A 15058-nucleotide genomic window follows, 5' to 3' on the forward strand; every position below is an offset into this window, starting at 1 on the left:
TAAAAAAATGTCCCAAAACTGATGCAAAAATTCTCTCTCTGTGTACTCTGTGCCTCTGTGGTTCGTTTCTTGGGATAATTTATTTCTTGGAAGTCTCTTGTCAGTTTGTAGGGGTAAAATGCAATGCTCATGAGTGTCAACTTAAGCTGCAAATGGCTCATCTGTAAGCTGCCACACCCGCCCAGAAATGAATTTCCGGGCTAATAGCCAAAGTGTACTAAAGTAGACTGATAGCAAAGCGTAACGTAAGCCATAGATTCTTCAAATTATTTAGTCATCTTTAGATGACTTGAGCTATTAGCAAGGAACTTAAGTTCCTTGCGGAACTAAGGTTTTACTTTACTCCTACTAATAATTACCAATTTATGTACCTAACGCAAAATGCAGTACCGAAATTGCCTACTTTTAAGCTCAAGTTACCTTATGCGGGTGAGAAAAAAGGCAGTTATCAAATTAATAAATCATTACCGGGATGTCCAAAAATGCCTTTATCTCTGCAATTGCGGGGATATCAACGCCAAGCTGTGACTAGCTGGTTTGCTAATCATGGTAGGGGGACATTAAAAATGGCTACTGGTAGTGGTAAGACTATTACTGCATTAGCGATCGCTTGCGAATTGTACCAGCAAATTGGTTTACAAGTCTTGTTAGTGGTGTGTCCCTATCGTCATCTTGTCACCCAATGGGGCAGAGAATGTGAGAAATTTAACTTACAGCCGATTTTAGCATTTGATAATTTACGCAGTTGGCAAAGTCAACTTTCTACACAAATCTATAATTTGTCTTCTGGTTCTCAAGATTTCGTGACGGTAATTACCACTAACTCGACTTTAATTGGTGATGGTTTTCAAACACAACTTAAATATTTTCCGCCAAAAACATTGATTATTGGCGATGAAGCCCATAATTTAGGCGCACCAAAACTAGAAGAAAGTTTACCCCGAAAAGTTGGTTTACGTCTAGGTTTATCAGCCACACCAGAAAGATATTTTGATGATGATGGTACAGAATCTTTATTAGATTATTTTGGGAATATTCTTCAACCTGAATTTAGTTTACAGGATGCAATTTCTCAAGGTGCATTAGTTCATTATATCTATAATCCGGTGTTGGTAGAATTGACGGAAACTGAGAGTATCGCTTATTTAAAATTAACCAAAAAAATTGGGCGTTCTCTTCTTTATCGAGATCGAGATATGGGGGAAGCAGGAGATTTTGAAGACAACGAAGATATCAAATCATTATTAATGCAAAGAGCGCGGTTAATTGGCACAGCAGAAAATAAATTAATAGCATTAAAAGAATTAATGTCAACTCGTCGAGAAACCACCCATACACTCTTTTATTGTAGTGATGGTTCTCAAGAAATCGGACAACGTTATTCTCTGCGTCAACTCAAAGCCGTTTCTCAACTTTTGGGAGGAGAATTAGGTTATAAAGTCAGTACCTACACAGCAAATACTTCTTTAGAGGAAAGAGAAACTTTACGCCAGCAATTTGAAAGTGGAGAATTACAGGGTTTAGTCGCAATTCGGTGTTTAGATGAAGGTGTAGATATTCCCGCAATTCAAACCGCAGTCATTTTATCAAGTTCAGGAAATCCCCGCCAATTTATCCAACGTCGGGGACGGGTTTTACGTCCTCACCCTGGCAAAGAACGGGCAACGATTTTTGATATGATTGTTTTACCGCCAGATTTGGATAGAGAAACTATTGAAGTGGAACGAAATTTATTAAAGAAGGAATTACGGCGGTTTGTGGAATTTGCAGATTTAGCTGATAATGCTGGAGAAGCGAGGATGAAGTTATTGGCTTTGCAAAAACGATATGGGTTATTGGATATTTAATGTTATGCGGATTTATCAATAGTTATTGACTTTATGTACCAAAAAAGGTACAATATGGTGTAGCATCAAATCTAATGTATGTATTTGTTGAGTAAAGGTATACAGAATACCTAATTCTAACTTATACATTTAATTAGGTTAGATGTATGACAGATAAAAGAGTTCCGGCTGAATTTTATAGAAACGAGAATGGTACTGAACCAGTCCGTGATTGGTTAAAAAGTTTACTTAAAGAGGAAAGATTTTTGATTGGTGCTGATATCAAAACAGTTGAATTTGGTTGGCCAATTGGAATGCCAACCTGTCGGCCAATGGGTGACGGATTATTTGAAGTGAGAACAAATTTACCACAAAATCAAATTGCTCGTGTATTATTTTGTTTTTATGAAGGTAAAATGATATTGCTGCATGGCTTCATTAAGAAAAGTCAGAAAACTCCAAAAAAGCAATTGGAATTAGCCTTGAAACGTAAACACACATTGGAGGCATAAACTATGATACAGAATGCGTATATTGGTTCTTCTTTTGATGATTTTTTGGAAGAAGATGGAATGTTAGATGAAATCAATTTAATAGCTATTAAAAGAGTGATTGCTTGGCAGATTAAAGAAGCAATGGCTGAGAAAAATCTTACTAAAACAGCAATGGCTGAGAAAATGAAAACAAGTAGATCATCTGTTGATAGACTTTTAGATCCTGATAATTCTTCTATTACTTTAGAGACAATTGATAAAGCTGCTAGAGTTGTTGGTAAGAAAATCCGTTTTGAATTAGTAGATACTGTTTAAAAAATAGTGTTAGGTTAAGCAAAAAAACAACCTCCGGCTTTTTGGATCAAAACATTATTTTATGTTTATTCTTGATCTTCAGGGTATAGGACATAATCTACATCTTCTTTTTGGAATTTATTCGTAAGCAGTAAGCTGATTAATTTTTTTCTGTTAGGTCCCGGATGAATTTTGATAGAGATACGTTGTTCACTTGACATCTTTTGAGTTATCCCTGTTCTGTCAGAGTAGGGATATATAACAATAATCAATAGTTATTGAATTTGTGTACTAGAAAAGGTAAAATATAGTCACTTATTTTACATCAGGGTATTGTATGCAAACTCCATCAAATCTGTTATTTTCCAAGTTCCAACCCCAAGAATTTAATCAACTATGTCAAGAAATTTCTAATGTGTTTGAAACCTCTCCAGCCGAATTAGCAGAACTATACAAAAAAATTCATGATAACTTTCACATTGACGGCTGGCCAAAACAATTCACAGAAAGGAATTTCTTCAAATCTCAGGACGAAAAATTTCATAATGACTACTATCAAAAATCACCTGTGATTGCTGTTGACTTACCTAGTCTCATGGAACTGAAAAACGATTCTGTTAATAAACCAACAATTGCTGTTATTGCTCAAGATCCTTACGGTAAAGACCTTTGTCAAGATGTAATAGTTGGTACACCTTTTGGGCTACATCATAAAGATTCCCGTGAAAAATATCCTCCTGAAACAGTATTTTATTTTGAAATAATTTATAATCTGCTTGAGGAACTGAATTGTAAGGTATATTTAACTGATGCTTACAAGATATGGGTTGGGGATCATACAAAGCAAAAAATAGAGAGAAGACGACTGCGAATAAAAGATCGACAAAGATTTATTCAACTGTTAAAGCGGGAATTGAATATAATTAATCCAGTTGGATTAATTACTTGGGGTAAAGAAGCCAAAGATGCGGTCAATCAAATAAACTTAGGAATTAAACATAAATATTTTCCTCATCCATCAGGTAGTAATGGTGCTGAGTGGAAAAAGATAATAGATGGTCGCATAACTCACGAAAATAAATTAAAGTTCTATAAAGAAAGCATTAAAAGCATTAAAAAACAATGGGAAATATAAAACTACATAGCACTAAGAAGGATTACTATAGTTGATTTATCGTTATCTTTTGGGAAGAAAAAGTTTTACTTTATTGGATAATAATACAATAACTAAAAATTAATCTTCTTCCCAAAAAAACAAAGATTCAAGTTTACCAGATTCAGTAAAGGTGATTGCAGCTATTAAACATTGAGGTAAATTAACACAAACTTTCTCAGCATAATTCCCCGCTTGTCCACCAACAATTAATTTTGGCTCATTATCAGAATTCACACTATTATTTTTAGCATAGACATCTGATTTAGCTATTTCATAATTAACCGGATATAAGAGAGAATAAAAAACCTCATCATCTAAGGTTGCAGTAACAATATATTTACCAGCATTACCACCACCAATCATCATATAACTCTCGTCGTCTACTTCTAAACTGACTAAAGTTTTAGTATTACCATCTAAATCACAAATAGCTGTTTTAATTTGTTGCAAATTTGGATTTTCAATGAAGTTTTCTTCATTTCTGTTTCCCGTCCAGTTGTCTGTATATAATTTTGATACAAACATTATTGCCTCCTTGACTTTGCGGTAAGTAAACTACCCTATCTTCCCTTTTACCCAAGTGCGGAAAGATTTCAACAAAGCAATTTCACCCATAGTTTTACTTTGCTGGATAAATCTATTCATATCCCCAGCAGAAACTAGAGGAAAAGTCATACTAAACTTAATTTCAATATATTGATTTTCCACCAATTGATAAAACTTCAAAACTTCACCGTCATATCTCCAAAGTTCAGCCACACCTAAAGCCGCATAAATATTAAACTTATTCACAGAACTGCTAGTAATATCAATTTCAACTGCTAAATATGGAGGAGGATCTATTTCTAAATTTAAAGTTTCCTTACCTCTCATAACTGCTTCATTTTGGATATAATAGCAACTATCTGGTTCTATTCCCTTTGCAAAGAGTTTACGTTTTAATGTTGTAGAACCAGCGCTTCTAAGTTCTATATCTAATTCTTCAGCTAAGGAAAATATCAATCTGTCAAATTGAATTTTTGGATTTTCGTGTTCAAATAGTGGAGTCATAATTTCTAAAGTACCGCAGTCATAAGCAAACCGAGAACCCCTATCCTCACCTGTATCTCTTAACAAGGCTTCAAAGGTTTCCCAGCTAACGTTATATAAAACCGTTCTTTGTTCAGCAGTAATTGACTCCGGAAGCATATACAATACCTATTCCATCACGATACTAGATAAAATACTGAGAATTTTACTGATATTATTAATATAATAATCTGTCAAGTCAATTTCTACCACTTGATTAATCAGGTTTAAAAATTCCAGTTATACTCAAAACTGCTAGTACCGCAAGGCGGAAGTCAAAAGTCAAAAGTCAAAATGAAGACAGTATAGGCTTTTGGAGGATTTAGAATGGTTGGTTTATTTACGCCGTTTTGTACTAGAAGCTGGACTTTTTTATCATACAAAGAACAAGGTTCAAAGCCTCTCCAGTATTAAATATTATTCCTTTTCCCTCTCCTCTTAGGAGAGGGTTAGGGAGAGGTGCGGGGAGAGGTTTACCAGAGGGGTTTCATATTTGGTTAAACCATGAACCGATTGCAGTATAGTAAGTAGTGAGACAGAATTAATTACACAATGTCATTGCGTAAACGTTGCGTGGCGTTAGCCATATGGAACGAAGTAAAATGAAGCAATCGCAAGGGTTGTGATTGCTTCCCTTCGCTCGCAATGACTGTAAATTTTTAATCGAAAACGGCAGGGACAATTGTTGGGGTGACGCTTTGTGTTCAGTCCTGACCTTGGGTATACTACTATTGCTGATGCCTAAACTCGTCAAAAACCGACTACCCCAACTACATTTTTCTTGTTTCTTTTTTGGTGGTTTATATCGCTCGCAAAAGCCTTTGTAGCGTTTGGCACAGTCATCTAATCTGCTGACAAACTTTTTGATATCCTACGATCCACTTTTCCCAAACTAGCCAAGTATGAATTATCAATTGACAATTGACAATTGATAGCTAACTGTGCAAAATTAATTGAATATTTTAAATGTTGGGTTTCCTTGCGTCAACCCAACCTGCACAAAGTGTGTTATTTCATAAAATGTCAGGGTCAATATTCAATTCTCTGAGTTTGGCAGCTAAACGTTCTGCGAGTTGTGTTTGTTGTTCTGCAAGTTGTGTTTGTTGTTCTGCAAGTTGTGTTTGTTGTTCTGCACGTTGAGCCTGTTGTTCTGCAAGTTTGGTTGCTTCTTCTGTGAGTTGAGCTTGCTGTTCTGCACGTTGGGTTGCTTGTACCCCATATTCTTCTGGTGTTAGCATTAACTGTCCTTCTGGCAGAAAATAACGCAATTTACCGTCATGGACACCCAAATATAAATTTAGCTGCTGACTCCATAATAAACCTTGAGGATTAGGTTCTATGGGTTGATATGTTCCACCAAACAAGATAAAACCAGCAAATTCTAAATTTTGCGGATTAAACCAGAAATATTCAGGTGTGCGGAAAATATCTTGATAAATTTGTTTTTTTAACCCTTTATCAGTGGAAACAGTGGAGGGAGAAAGCAATTCTATAATTAAGTTAGGATATTTACCATCTTCCTCCCAGACTACCCAATTATTGCGATCGCGGTTTTCTGTATCCAGCACTAGGAAAAAATCTGGACCACGAAAATCTTTGGTTTTAATTTGCCGAGGACTGTAATAAATAGTCATGTTCCCAGCAACAAAATAGTCATTAATTTTATTTATATCTCGCCACCACCAATTGAGACATTGGATTAGTAGTAGCATTTGTTGTAGATGTAAAGATGATTCCAAAGGGGGTTCGTCACTTTCTAGATTACTTGGTGGAAATATTACATCCAAACCGGGTTCAATATTTTGGGTGACGGTCATAGCTGCAAGGTAGTGGAGGATCTATTCTTATGGTAACAGATACTCAAAAAAGTTGTCATCCTCATATTTTACTGCCCATTATTGTGGAAAATTCAATTTCTCAGCCTCTCATTGTTAATGGTTACAAATATCAACATTTACGTTGTTCTTTTAATCCTGTTAATCCTTAAATCCTGGAAATCCTGATTCTGACAATTAAATTAAATCAGCACGAGGTTTAAAGGTTTCTATTTCTCGCAATTTTTCATAAAGTTCCCGTTCTTGGGGAGTAATATTTTTCGGAGTTACTATCTGAATTTCTACCAGTTGATCACCTCGTTGACCGCTTTCACTAGGGTAGCCTTTATTACCAAGACGGAATCTTTGCCCAGACCGAACACCAGGGGGAATGGTCATTTTCACTGGACCATCAAGGGTAGGTGCTTCAACTTGTCCGCCCAATGTTGCTTCACTGGGAGTTACAGGGACTTGACAGAAAATGTTAGTACCTTCTAGTTTAAACAAAGGATGAGGATCTACGGTAATTTTTAAGTATAAATCACCACCACTAATTCCTTGATTTCGTAAGCGGATGGTTTGTCCTGTCACCATAGCTGGGGGCATTGTCACTTCGAGCGATCGCCCATCCTCTAACCTTATTCTCTCATTCCCACCTTGATAAGCTTTTTCCAATGGTAAAGTTAATCTGGCTTCGATATCCCTGCGAGTGCTACGGGGTGGAGTATTGACAGTATATGCCACTTTAGTTCTAGGAGTGCGAAAGGGGTCGCTAGTGGTGGTGCTTCCCGGACTATTTTTAGGATCTTTACGGTTGCTGACACCAATCACTTGATTGACAAAACTTTCAAAATCGTTGAATTGGCTGGGGTCTACATCCTGACTAGAACGCCCGTTAGGACGGCTATCCCAACCTTTAGGCTTGGGAGTTTGTTTATTGCCAGCAAAGCCGTTTTGTTGCCAATAGCGGCTAAATTGGTCATATTGCGATCGCCTGCTAGAATCGGAAAGGATTTCATAAGCCTCCCCAATAGTTTTAAATTTCTCCTCAGCTTCCTTATTCCCTGGGTTCAGATCAGGGTGATATTGTCTAGCTAAACGCCGATAAACCTTTTTAATTTCTTCGCTTGTGGCATCTTTAGAAACTCCTAAAATCTCGTAATAATCCCGAAAATTTTGCAAATTTTGCATATATTTAAACGTCAGTGGTCAGTGGTCAGTGGTCAGTGGTCAGTGGTGTTTCTACTTGTGACTGACCCTGCAAATCCAATATTGGGAAAGATATTAAATCCCAATTTAAAAATCTAAAATCGAATTATAACCAATCATCGTCATCATCCCAGTTATCCTGGTAGCTGGGGCGTTTGCTGCGAGTGGGACGACTTTCATAATTGGGAGAACGCCCTGGGTTGCCATAATCTCTGTTAACACCTCGGTTAGATGAATCTCGTTGGCGATAGTTATCTCTGTAAACATCCCGTTCCGGTTCTCTTTCTTTTTCACCCACGAAGATTTCCCGGATAGCGCCAAATAAATCCTCATCTTCATCCTCAGCATAATACTGACGGACTTCTCTATTCAGTTCATACAGAGCATCTTGTAAATCAGCATAAGCCTGATCAATCCCCCGATCTTCGTCAGCTTGTAAACTTTCTCGTAAATTTCGGCAAATATTATCAATGCGTTGACGACGGTTACGGGCAAATTGCATTCCCATTTCCAAAGCCACTTCTCGCAGTTGCCGTTCTGCTTGTAATATTAACGCTTCGGCACGGGTACGTTTTTCAACTCGTTCTTTCCGTTCTCTGTCAACATCGGCGTATTTTTGAGCATCCTGAATCATCCGGTTAACTTCTGATTCACTCAAAGTAGAAGCACCTTGAATAGTAATGCTTTGTTCCCTGCCAGTGGTACGATCTAGTGCCGTTACCTGGAGAATCCCATTAGCATCAATATCAAAGGATACTTGAACTTGAGGAATACCTCTGGGGGCTGGAGGAATACCATAGAGTTTAAACCGTCCCAAGGACTTGTTATCTGTAGCCATGTCCCTTTCACCCTGCACTACATTGATTTCTACACTGTTTTGGTTATTTTCAGAAGTAGAAAAAATATCAGAACGACGGACTGGGATGGTTGTATTCCGGGGGATGAGTTTTTTCATTACACCACCGATGGTTTCTAAGCCCATAGATAGGGGTGTGACATCTAAGAGGAGAACATCTTTAAGTTCACCAGCCAGAATACTGCCCTGAATAGCTGCACCTACAGCGACGACTTCATCAGGATTGACGTTTTCATTAGGTTCAATGCCAATTAAGTCTTGAACTAGCTGTTTTACCATTGGCATTCTCGTAGAACCACCAACGAGGACAACTTCTTCAATATCTACAGGAGAAAGTCCGGCATCTTTTAACGCCCGTTTGACTGGTGTTCTGATTCTACTCAATAAGTCTACACATAAACCTTCAAATTGCGATCGCGTCAGGCGAGTTTCTAGGTGTTTTGGACCATCTTCTGTGGCGGTAATGAAGGGTAAATTAATATCGGTGACACTAACCGCCGAAAGTTCGATTTTCGCCTTTTCTGCGGCTTCCATTAACCGTTGCAAAGCTTGGCGATCGCGTCTTAAGTCTACACCCTCTGCTTCTAAAAACTGTTCCGCCAACCAATCAACTACTTTTCTATCAAAATCATTGCCACCAAGTTGAGTATCTCCACTAGTAGCTTTAACCTCAAATACGCCGTCACCTACTTCGAGCAAGGACACATCAAAAGTTCCCCCACCTAAATCAAACACGAGAATAGTTTCTGTGTAACCTCGATCTAATCCGTAAGCCAAAGATGCCGCTGTGGGTTCGTTGAGAATTCGTAACACATCTAAACCAGCAATTCTGCCCGCGTCACGGGTAGCTTGGCGTTGGGAATCATTAAAATAAGCCGGAACAGTAATGACAGCCCCGGTAACAGGTTCACCCAAATAACGACTAGCATCATCAGCTAATTTTTTCAGCACCATAGCTGAAATTTCTTCTGGAGAAAATTCCTTATTCAGCCGAGGACAGGCAACTTTAATATTGCCAACTTCATCTTTACGGATAGTGTAAGGTACGCGCTTAGAATCTGGGTTTAATTCGCCATACTTGCGCCCAATGAAGCGTTTTACCGCAAAAAAGGTATTTTGGGGATTAAGGACGGTTTGCCGTCTGGCCATTTGCCCCACAACCCTTTCCCCTTCTTTACTAAAGCCAACGACGGAGGGGGTTGTTCGCATTCCTTCTGCATTGGCAATCACCACCGGCTTGCCACCCTCCATGACGGCGACTACTGAGTTGGTTGTACCCAAGTCGATGCCAACTACCTTGCCCATGCGTTACTCGTCTCCTGTTGCGTGTTTTATAAATTTATTATGATATAATAAGACTGCTTTCAGCTTGGCGCTAAATCAGGTCAACAATCCAATAATATAATAGTCATCATTAAATCAGGAATTAGAGGCATTTTAGCAACAGCAGTGCTACTTGCTAAACTAGGATAGCATTTTAGGTCAGTTGTCAGTTGTCAGTTGTCAGTGGTCAGTTGGAAAAGGAAATTTTGATCTTTACTCTTGCCCATTAAACATTATCTTTATCCACTTTGAATTTAAAACAGCGGTTAGAAACCCATCTTCAGGAAGTAGCCAGAGAACGCAACCCATACATGGACAGTGCGGCGCATTTCTTTGTTCAAGAATACATTCGCCAGCAATTAGGACAATGGGGAAGTGTGGAAATCCACACCTTTGAAGTCAGAGGCAAAACCTGTAAAAACCTAATTTTAAATTTACCCGCTGCAACCACAAAACAAAAGGCAGATTTACCACCTATTTTAATTGGCGCTCACTATGATGGTGTCCCTGGTACAGTAGCAGCGGATGATAATGCGACAGGGGTGGCAGTTTTATTAGAATTTGCCAGAAGTTTTGCCGAAACTCCCGCGAGATATCCTTTGCGGTTGGTGGCTTTTGACATGGAAGAATATGGGTTGTTAGGTAGTGCTAATTATGCAGCTTTGTTGCACGAACAAAAGCAACCTCTTCGCTTGATGATATCTTTAGAAATGTTGGGATATCGAGATTCTACTCCTGGTTCTCAAAAGTACCCATTTCCCCTACAGTTTTTTTACCCCAATCGTGGAGATTTTATTGCTTTAATTGGCAATTTAAGGACTTTAGGTGATTTAATTAGTTTAAGTAAAAGTATTGATCCATCTGGTATCCCTAGTCAATGGCTACCAGCACCAAATCGGGGTTTATTAGTTCCCCAAACTCGCTTAAGTGATCATGCACCTTTTTGGGATCAAGGTTATCCGGCAATCATGGTGACGGATACGGCGTTTATGCGAAATCCTCATTATCACAAGGCTAGTGATACTATTGCTACATTGGATTTAGATTTTCTCACGGGTGTATGTGAGGGGTTGGAACAGGGAATTAGAGGATTGTAAATTAATATTATTGTCTGAATCAGGATATCCAGGATTTAAGGATTAACAGGATGAAAACTTCTTTTGTTCGTCAATTCGGACGTTTATGCCGTAAATAAGCGATTCCTACGGAGCGCTTCGCGATCGCTATTTCACACAACCACAAAACTAATATTTATTTTGTTCCAGTGCATTGGGATTGTTAGGTATTAATCACTTTCTGATGCCATTCCATAGCTTCTACAAGAAACGCTGGTCTCACTGGTGTCGAACTTTCTCCGAAAATTGAGTGCATCTCTCCCTCTCGGTTAACAGCTATATAAGCTAGTGCAATACCTTCCTGTATAAGATCCCATGAGTCCCAGCAGTAGACGATGAATGCAATCCTATTAGTTGACTTGAGGAAGGTTTGAGTTGCCCGGATGAATTCTTCTTGAGTTAGTAATCCCGACAAGTTAATTTTGCAAAAAATAACACCATTCCCATCTTTTGGAAGCTGTGATCTTGTTTTCTTAAATTTATTTATAATCTGCTGCTCTGTTGTAAAGTCTATTTGTTTGGCTTTGACTTCAACATTCAGGGAGTCATAGGGAAAGAAGCCTTTTACCTCGATATCAAAGTCTGCCCCCTTGACACCGCTTTCAACTACAAGTCGGATTGATTTTGAACTTTTCAAGAACCAGTGAGCAGATGTCACTTCATAATAAGTAGACTCAAAATTACTTCTATCTTTGTTTTTCAGAAACTCGGCAAATCCCTCTTGATCTTTTAAAGACCAAAGCATATGAGCAAGATGAATAATTCGGACATCACCTTTGTTGGCAAAAAAATCCTGTCTACGACCAAATGTTGTGCATTCCTTAGCCCAAAAGTTACCTCCAAGAGTGTTTATTATCACTGATTGAGCCAGAGCAAGCTCTAAGCCTGAAGATAAATCTATCCCAATTTTTCTTAAATCTTCAATCTGTTCATGAAAGATTTCAGGACACAAATTATGTATTCCAGGTGTTCTTGGTTGCATAACGACTGGTAATAGTTGAGATCACTTAGCAATGCAGTTAGCGGTTGAATTGAGTGGCAAACGATCACCTGCAACTCAAAACTAAAATATCACAATATTGTCCGCTCCAATGTTTTGTTATGCCCTGATCGCTTCTCAATTATTAACTTTTGCGAAGCGCGACCTAGTAATCGCCTTAACAATCATCTTCTCAAGATTACGATTATACTATCCGAAGGTCAGCGTCGCTATCGCCTCTTATCTTAATGGATATAGTAACTAATGCTATAACTACTATATATCTCATTCTCACATCACTAAAGATATGGAAGAACTTTTGACATTAAGGGAATTACTACTTAAAGGTGATATGACTGGAGCTTTAGCAATTGTTGACGAATTAGAAGAAATGAGCAGAGACGATAAAATCAACAACATTCGTAGCTATGCAGTAATTCTGCTCATGCATCTAATCAAGCAAAAAGCAGAAAATCGCACCACGAAATCGTGGGAGCTATCAATTCGCAACTCTATACGCGGTATCCAAACCAAAAACCAGCGACGTAAAGCTGGCGGAACATACCTCAATACCGAGGAATTAAGCCTAGCAATTTCTGAAGCTTATACAGAAGCAGTTGATCGCGCCTCCTTAGAGGTTGAAGAAGGACGCTATGAACCCCATGAGTTAGCCAAACTAGTCAACCGTCAAGAGATATGCGATCGCGCCATGATTTTAATCTCTACAAATCTAGAAATTTAAACTGGGTGTTAAGGATTCTAATGGGAGCTTAGGCGATTCAGAAGGTCAGCATAGCGATCGCCAATACTACAAATAATACATACAATATATTTAAACATTGGCAATAAATTCTTCTACTGTTAACCCAGCAGTTCGTATCAGACCGAGTAAAGTCCCTTTTGCCACCTCATGATGATCAGGAACAGACAAAGTTACCATTTCACCTTCTTTGACTAAAATTATATGACTTGCACTTTGGCGTGCAAATCGCCAGCCCAGCTTTTCAAAGGTACGAACTAAGTAGGTGAACACAATAAAACCAAACTGTGTAAAGAAACGTAAAATCGCTGAAAACTTCTTTACTATTGCCTCTTGCCTCTTGCCTCTTGCCTTGCTATAACGACAATTTTCAACGTCAACCTACTTACTTCTTATCCACTCAGAACAGGTAGTTTTGATGCCATAACTATACTAAGACTTCTACTTGTTTAGTTTCAATAGTCAATGGCAACCCCATTTCTGCCCTCACTTGTAAGCAAGCAGAAATTGCATCTTGAATATTCTCTAAAGCCTCTTCTTTTGTCGCTCCCTGACTAATGCAACCAGGAATACTAGGACATTCAATCATCCAGACACCATCTTCATCTCGATCAATCGTAACATTGAATTTCATACTAAGTTGTAGTTAAGTAATACCTGTATTTTAGCTTTTAAAATTTCGATTATCCAACTGAACTTCCACAGTTTTAGTCTTAATGAAAGATTACCGCAAATTCTCGGAAAAAGTCAATTGCGATCGCTTTAAATAATAATTATAAGTGATACCTGCTGAGTAACAAACAGATACCACTCTCATAATCGTTCTCTTTCTCAGTCGTGGTTTATTTCACAAACTACCATAAACGGGAATGACTGCGCCACGAATATCAATAGCTGCTTCTGAGGCTAAGAAGCAGATAACTTGGGCGATAGATTCGGGTTTTACCCATTTATCAGCGTTTTCTGCACCCATAGCGGCTCTATTGCTGGGAGTATCAATGATACTGGGGAGAATGGTATTAGCTGTAATATTAGTATTTTTGGTTTCATGAGCGATCGCTTTTGTTAAGGCTATTACCCCAGCTTTGGCCGCAGAATAAGCCGCTAAATTTGCCGCAGGTTCAGCACCAGCGCGAGAACCTACAGTCACAATACGCCCATAACCATTTTCTAGCATACTTTCAAGGCTATATTTACAAGTTAAAAAAGTTGTATTTAAGTTTAAGTCTATTTGCTGTTTCCAATCATCAAAGCTGTATTTGTGAGTTTTTCCCATAGAAAAACCACCAACTAAATGAATTAACACATCCACTTTTGTCATGCGGCTGACCAGTTTCTCTACTGAGGCTTCATCTTCCAAATTAGCAGGAATAAAATGAATTCTCGCAAAATCCGCCGGCGAAATAATTCCTTTGAGCCGTTCTACATCTTGAGGATTACGATAAGGAATAGTTACATCTGCACCTTGGGCGATAACTGCGGGTGTGACACCTAAACCGAGTCCCCCTGTGCCACCTGTAAGTAAAACTTGTTTGCCTTTCATTATAAAGATGCACTCCTTGGATATTCTTTATTCAAGATAGCGTGGATTTTCCAGAATCAATTTCATGATTTTGTTTCGCACAATCTCTCTTAGAGATCCCGCAGGGGTAGATACAAAGGGGCAAAGGAAGAAATACACGGAAAACCGCTGTCATAGAGACGCGGGATTTGGCATCTCTAATTGAAGACAGTAACTATTTTAAAGGTTAAAGCTTTGCTTGCAGATGTTGTACTAATTGTGGTGCTTGCATAACACCTTCAATTCTATCTACAGGCTGTCCTTGTTTAAATAGTACCAAGGTTGGTAAAGCCTCAATGCCGTATCGGCTGGCTAATTCTGTATACTTTTCTGTATCAATCTTGACAATCCGCAAACGGTCTTTCAATTGACTGTTGACTTGTTCTAAAATTGGCACCATCATTTGACAAGGACCACACCAGTCAGCATAAAAGTCTACCAATACGGGTACATCTGAACCAGATAGCATTTCTTCAAAGCTGTTGAATTGTTTTTTAATGGTCATAACACACCAGTTTTTAATTAATTGTTTGTTTTAATGTTAGTTCTTAGAATCTGTAATTTGTATATGTTTATATTTTTTATAGATCCCCAACTTCTCTA

General features: G+C 38.3%; 17 protein-coding genes. 7 read left to right on the top strand and 10 right to left on the bottom strand.

Annotation, left to right across the window (positions count from 1 at the left end; all coding sequences use genetic code 11):
• Nucleotides 1-365: 365 nt before the first annotated feature.
• The 4 genes from AA650_RS02260 (at nt 366) to AA650_RS02275 (ending at nt 3749) form a co-directional block, all read left to right on the top strand.
• Nucleotides 366-1847, top strand: coding sequence for a DNA phosphorothioation system restriction enzyme (locus tag AA650_RS02260; RefSeq protein ID WP_053537796.1), 1482 nt, complete (start codon nt 366-368; stop codon nt 1845-1847).
• A 146-nt stretch (nt 1848-1993) separates the two neighbouring features.
• Nucleotides 1994-2338: a type II toxin-antitoxin system RelE/ParE family toxin gene (locus tag AA650_RS02265; RefSeq protein WP_053537797.1), complete on the top strand. Its 345-nt coding sequence runs from the start codon at nt 1994-1996 to the stop codon at nt 2336-2338.
• A 3-nt stretch (nt 2339-2341) separates the two neighbouring features.
• Nucleotides 2342-2635, top strand: a complete 294-nt coding sequence (locus AA650_RS02270) for a helix-turn-helix domain-containing protein (protein ID WP_039201443.1) — start codon at nt 2342-2344, stop codon at nt 2633-2635.
• Between the two features lie 316 nt (nt 2636-2951).
• Complete coding sequence (locus tag AA650_RS02275; protein WP_053537798.1) at nt 2952-3749, top strand: hypothetical protein; 798 nt, start codon at nt 2952-2954, stop codon at nt 3747-3749.
• Nucleotides 3750-3848: 99 nt separating this feature from the next.
• On the opposite strand, the gene AA650_RS02280 is transcribed toward AA650_RS02275, so the two are convergent.
• From AA650_RS02280 to AA650_RS02290, 3 genes are all read right to left on the bottom strand, one after another.
• Nucleotides 3849-4295: a hypothetical protein gene (locus tag AA650_RS02280; protein ID WP_039201442.1), complete on the bottom strand. Its 447-nt coding sequence runs from the start codon at nt 4293-4295 to the stop codon at nt 3849-3851.
• 30 nt (nt 4296-4325) lie between these two features.
• On the bottom strand, nt 4326-4958 hold the full coding sequence (locus tag AA650_RS02285; RefSeq protein WP_053537799.1) for a Uma2 family endonuclease: 633 nt from the start codon (nt 4956-4958) through the stop codon (nt 4326-4328).
• An 893-nt stretch (nt 4959-5851) separates the two neighbouring features.
• Nucleotides 5852-6655: a Uma2 family endonuclease gene (locus AA650_RS02290; protein ID WP_053537800.1), complete on the bottom strand. Its 804-nt coding sequence runs from the start codon at nt 6653-6655 to the stop codon at nt 5852-5854.
• 29 nt (nt 6656-6684) lie between these two features.
• Here AA650_RS02290 and AA650_RS27500 point away from each other — a divergent pair, with 29 nt between their 5' ends.
• Nucleotides 6685-6825, top strand: coding sequence for a hypothetical protein (locus AA650_RS27500; RefSeq protein ID WP_168637285.1), 141 nt, complete (start codon nt 6685-6687; stop codon nt 6823-6825).
• Between the two features lie 25 nt (nt 6826-6850).
• Here the strand turns inward: AA650_RS27500 and AA650_RS02295 are convergent, their stop codons facing one another.
• Complete coding sequence (locus AA650_RS02295; RefSeq protein ID WP_053537801.1) at nt 6851-7843, bottom strand: DnaJ C-terminal domain-containing protein; 993 nt, start codon at nt 7841-7843, stop codon at nt 6851-6853.
• Between the two features lie 124 nt (nt 7844-7967).
• Nucleotides 7968-10022, bottom strand: a complete 2055-nt coding sequence (dnaK, locus tag AA650_RS02300) for a molecular chaperone DnaK (protein WP_039201433.1) — start codon at nt 10020-10022, stop codon at nt 7968-7970.
• 266 nt (nt 10023-10288) lie between these two features.
• Between dnaK and AA650_RS02305 the strand changes: the two genes are divergently transcribed.
• Nucleotides 10289-11137 (top strand): M28 family peptidase, encoded by an 849-nt coding sequence (locus AA650_RS02305; protein WP_053537802.1) that lies wholly within the window; start codon nt 10289-10291, stop codon nt 11135-11137.
• Between the two features lie 181 nt (nt 11138-11318).
• Here AA650_RS02305 and AA650_RS02310 read toward each other — a convergent pair whose 3' ends face one another.
• The gene (locus AA650_RS02310; RefSeq protein ID WP_053537803.1) at nt 11319-12137 is read right to left on the bottom strand and encodes a hypothetical protein; all 819 of its coding nucleotides are present in this window, start codon (nt 12135-12137) and stop codon (nt 11319-11321) included.
• Nucleotides 12138-12441: 304 nt separating this feature from the next.
• Here AA650_RS02310 and AA650_RS02315 point away from each other — a divergent pair, with 304 nt between their 5' ends.
• Complete coding sequence (locus AA650_RS02315; protein WP_053537804.1) at nt 12442-12876, top strand: DUF29 family protein; 435 nt, start codon at nt 12442-12444, stop codon at nt 12874-12876.
• A gap of 90 nt (nt 12877-12966) precedes the next feature.
• Here AA650_RS02315 and AA650_RS02320 read toward each other — a convergent pair whose 3' ends face one another.
• The 4 genes from AA650_RS02320 to trxA form a co-directional block, all read right to left on the bottom strand.
• Entirely contained in the window at nt 12967-13167 is a 201-nt protein-coding gene (locus AA650_RS02320; protein ID WP_234413271.1) for a type II toxin-antitoxin system HicA family toxin, read from the bottom strand.
• Nucleotides 13168-13321: 154 nt separating this feature from the next.
• Complete coding sequence (locus AA650_RS02325; RefSeq protein ID WP_053537805.1) at nt 13322-13528, bottom strand: type II toxin-antitoxin system HicB family antitoxin; 207 nt, start codon at nt 13526-13528, stop codon at nt 13322-13324.
• A 213-nt stretch (nt 13529-13741) separates the two neighbouring features.
• Entirely contained in the window at nt 13742-14437 is a 696-nt protein-coding gene (gene fabG / locus AA650_RS02330) for a 3-oxoacyl-ACP reductase FabG (RefSeq protein ID WP_053537806.1), read from the bottom strand.
• Nucleotides 14438-14642: 205 nt separating this feature from the next.
• The gene (trxA, locus tag AA650_RS02335; protein WP_053537807.1) at nt 14643-14960 is read right to left on the bottom strand and encodes a thioredoxin; all 318 of its coding nucleotides are present in this window, start codon (nt 14958-14960) and stop codon (nt 14643-14645) included.
• Nucleotides 14961-15058 lie beyond the last annotated feature (98 nt).

The sequence above is a fragment of the Anabaena sp. WA102 genome (assembly GCF_001277295.1).
In the GTDB taxonomy this organism is placed as follows: Bacteria; Cyanobacteriota; Cyanobacteriia; order Cyanobacteriales; family Nostocaceae; genus Dolichospermum; species Dolichospermum heterosporum.

Excerpts from the sequence above, each read along its gene's own strand:
- AA650_RS02260 (WP_053537796.1), top strand. The coding sequence starts at position 366 with ATGTACCTAACGCAAAATGCAGTACCGAAATTGCCTACTTTTAAGCTC.
- AA650_RS02265 (WP_053537797.1), top strand. The coding sequence starts at position 1,994 with ATGACAGATAAAAGAGTTCCGGCTGAATTTTATAGAAACGAGAATGGT.
- AA650_RS02270 (WP_039201443.1), top strand. The coding sequence starts at position 2,342 with ATGATACAGAATGCGTATATTGGTTCTTCTTTTGATGATTTTTTGGAA.
- AA650_RS02275 (WP_053537798.1), top strand. The coding sequence starts at position 2,952 with ATGCAAACTCCATCAAATCTGTTATTTTCCAAGTTCCAACCCCAAGAA.
- AA650_RS02280 (WP_039201442.1), bottom strand. The coding sequence starts at position 4,295 with ATGTTTGTATCAAAATTATATACAGACAACTGGACGGGAAACAGAAAT.
- AA650_RS02285 (WP_053537799.1), bottom strand. The coding sequence starts at position 4,958 with ATGCTTCCGGAGTCAATTACTGCTGAACAAAGAACGGTTTTATATAAC.
- AA650_RS02290 (WP_053537800.1), bottom strand. The coding sequence starts at position 6,655 with ATGACCGTCACCCAAAATATTGAACCCGGTTTGGATGTAATATTTCCA.
- AA650_RS27500 (WP_168637285.1), top strand. The coding sequence starts at position 6,685 with ATGGTAACAGATACTCAAAAAAGTTGTCATCCTCATATTTTACTGCCC.
- AA650_RS02295 (WP_053537801.1), bottom strand. The coding sequence starts at position 7,843 with ATGCAAAATTTGCAAAATTTTCGGGATTATTACGAGATTTTAGGAGTT.
- dnaK (WP_039201433.1), bottom strand. The coding sequence starts at position 10,022 with ATGGGCAAGGTAGTTGGCATCGACTTGGGTACAACCAACTCAGTAGTC.
- AA650_RS02310 (WP_053537803.1), bottom strand. The coding sequence starts at position 12,137 with ATGCAACCAAGAACACCTGGAATACATAATTTGTGTCCTGAAATCTTT.
- AA650_RS02315 (WP_053537804.1), top strand. The coding sequence starts at position 12,442 with ATGGAAGAACTTTTGACATTAAGGGAATTACTACTTAAAGGTGATATG.
- AA650_RS02325 (WP_053537805.1), bottom strand. The coding sequence starts at position 13,528 with ATGAAATTCAATGTTACGATTGATCGAGATGAAGATGGTGTCTGGATG.
- fabG (WP_053537806.1), bottom strand. The coding sequence starts at position 14,437 with ATGAAAGGCAAACAAGTTTTACTTACAGGTGGCACAGGGGGACTCGGT.
- trxA (WP_053537807.1), bottom strand. The coding sequence starts at position 14,960 with ATGACCATTAAAAAACAATTCAACAGCTTTGAAGAAATGCTATCTGGT.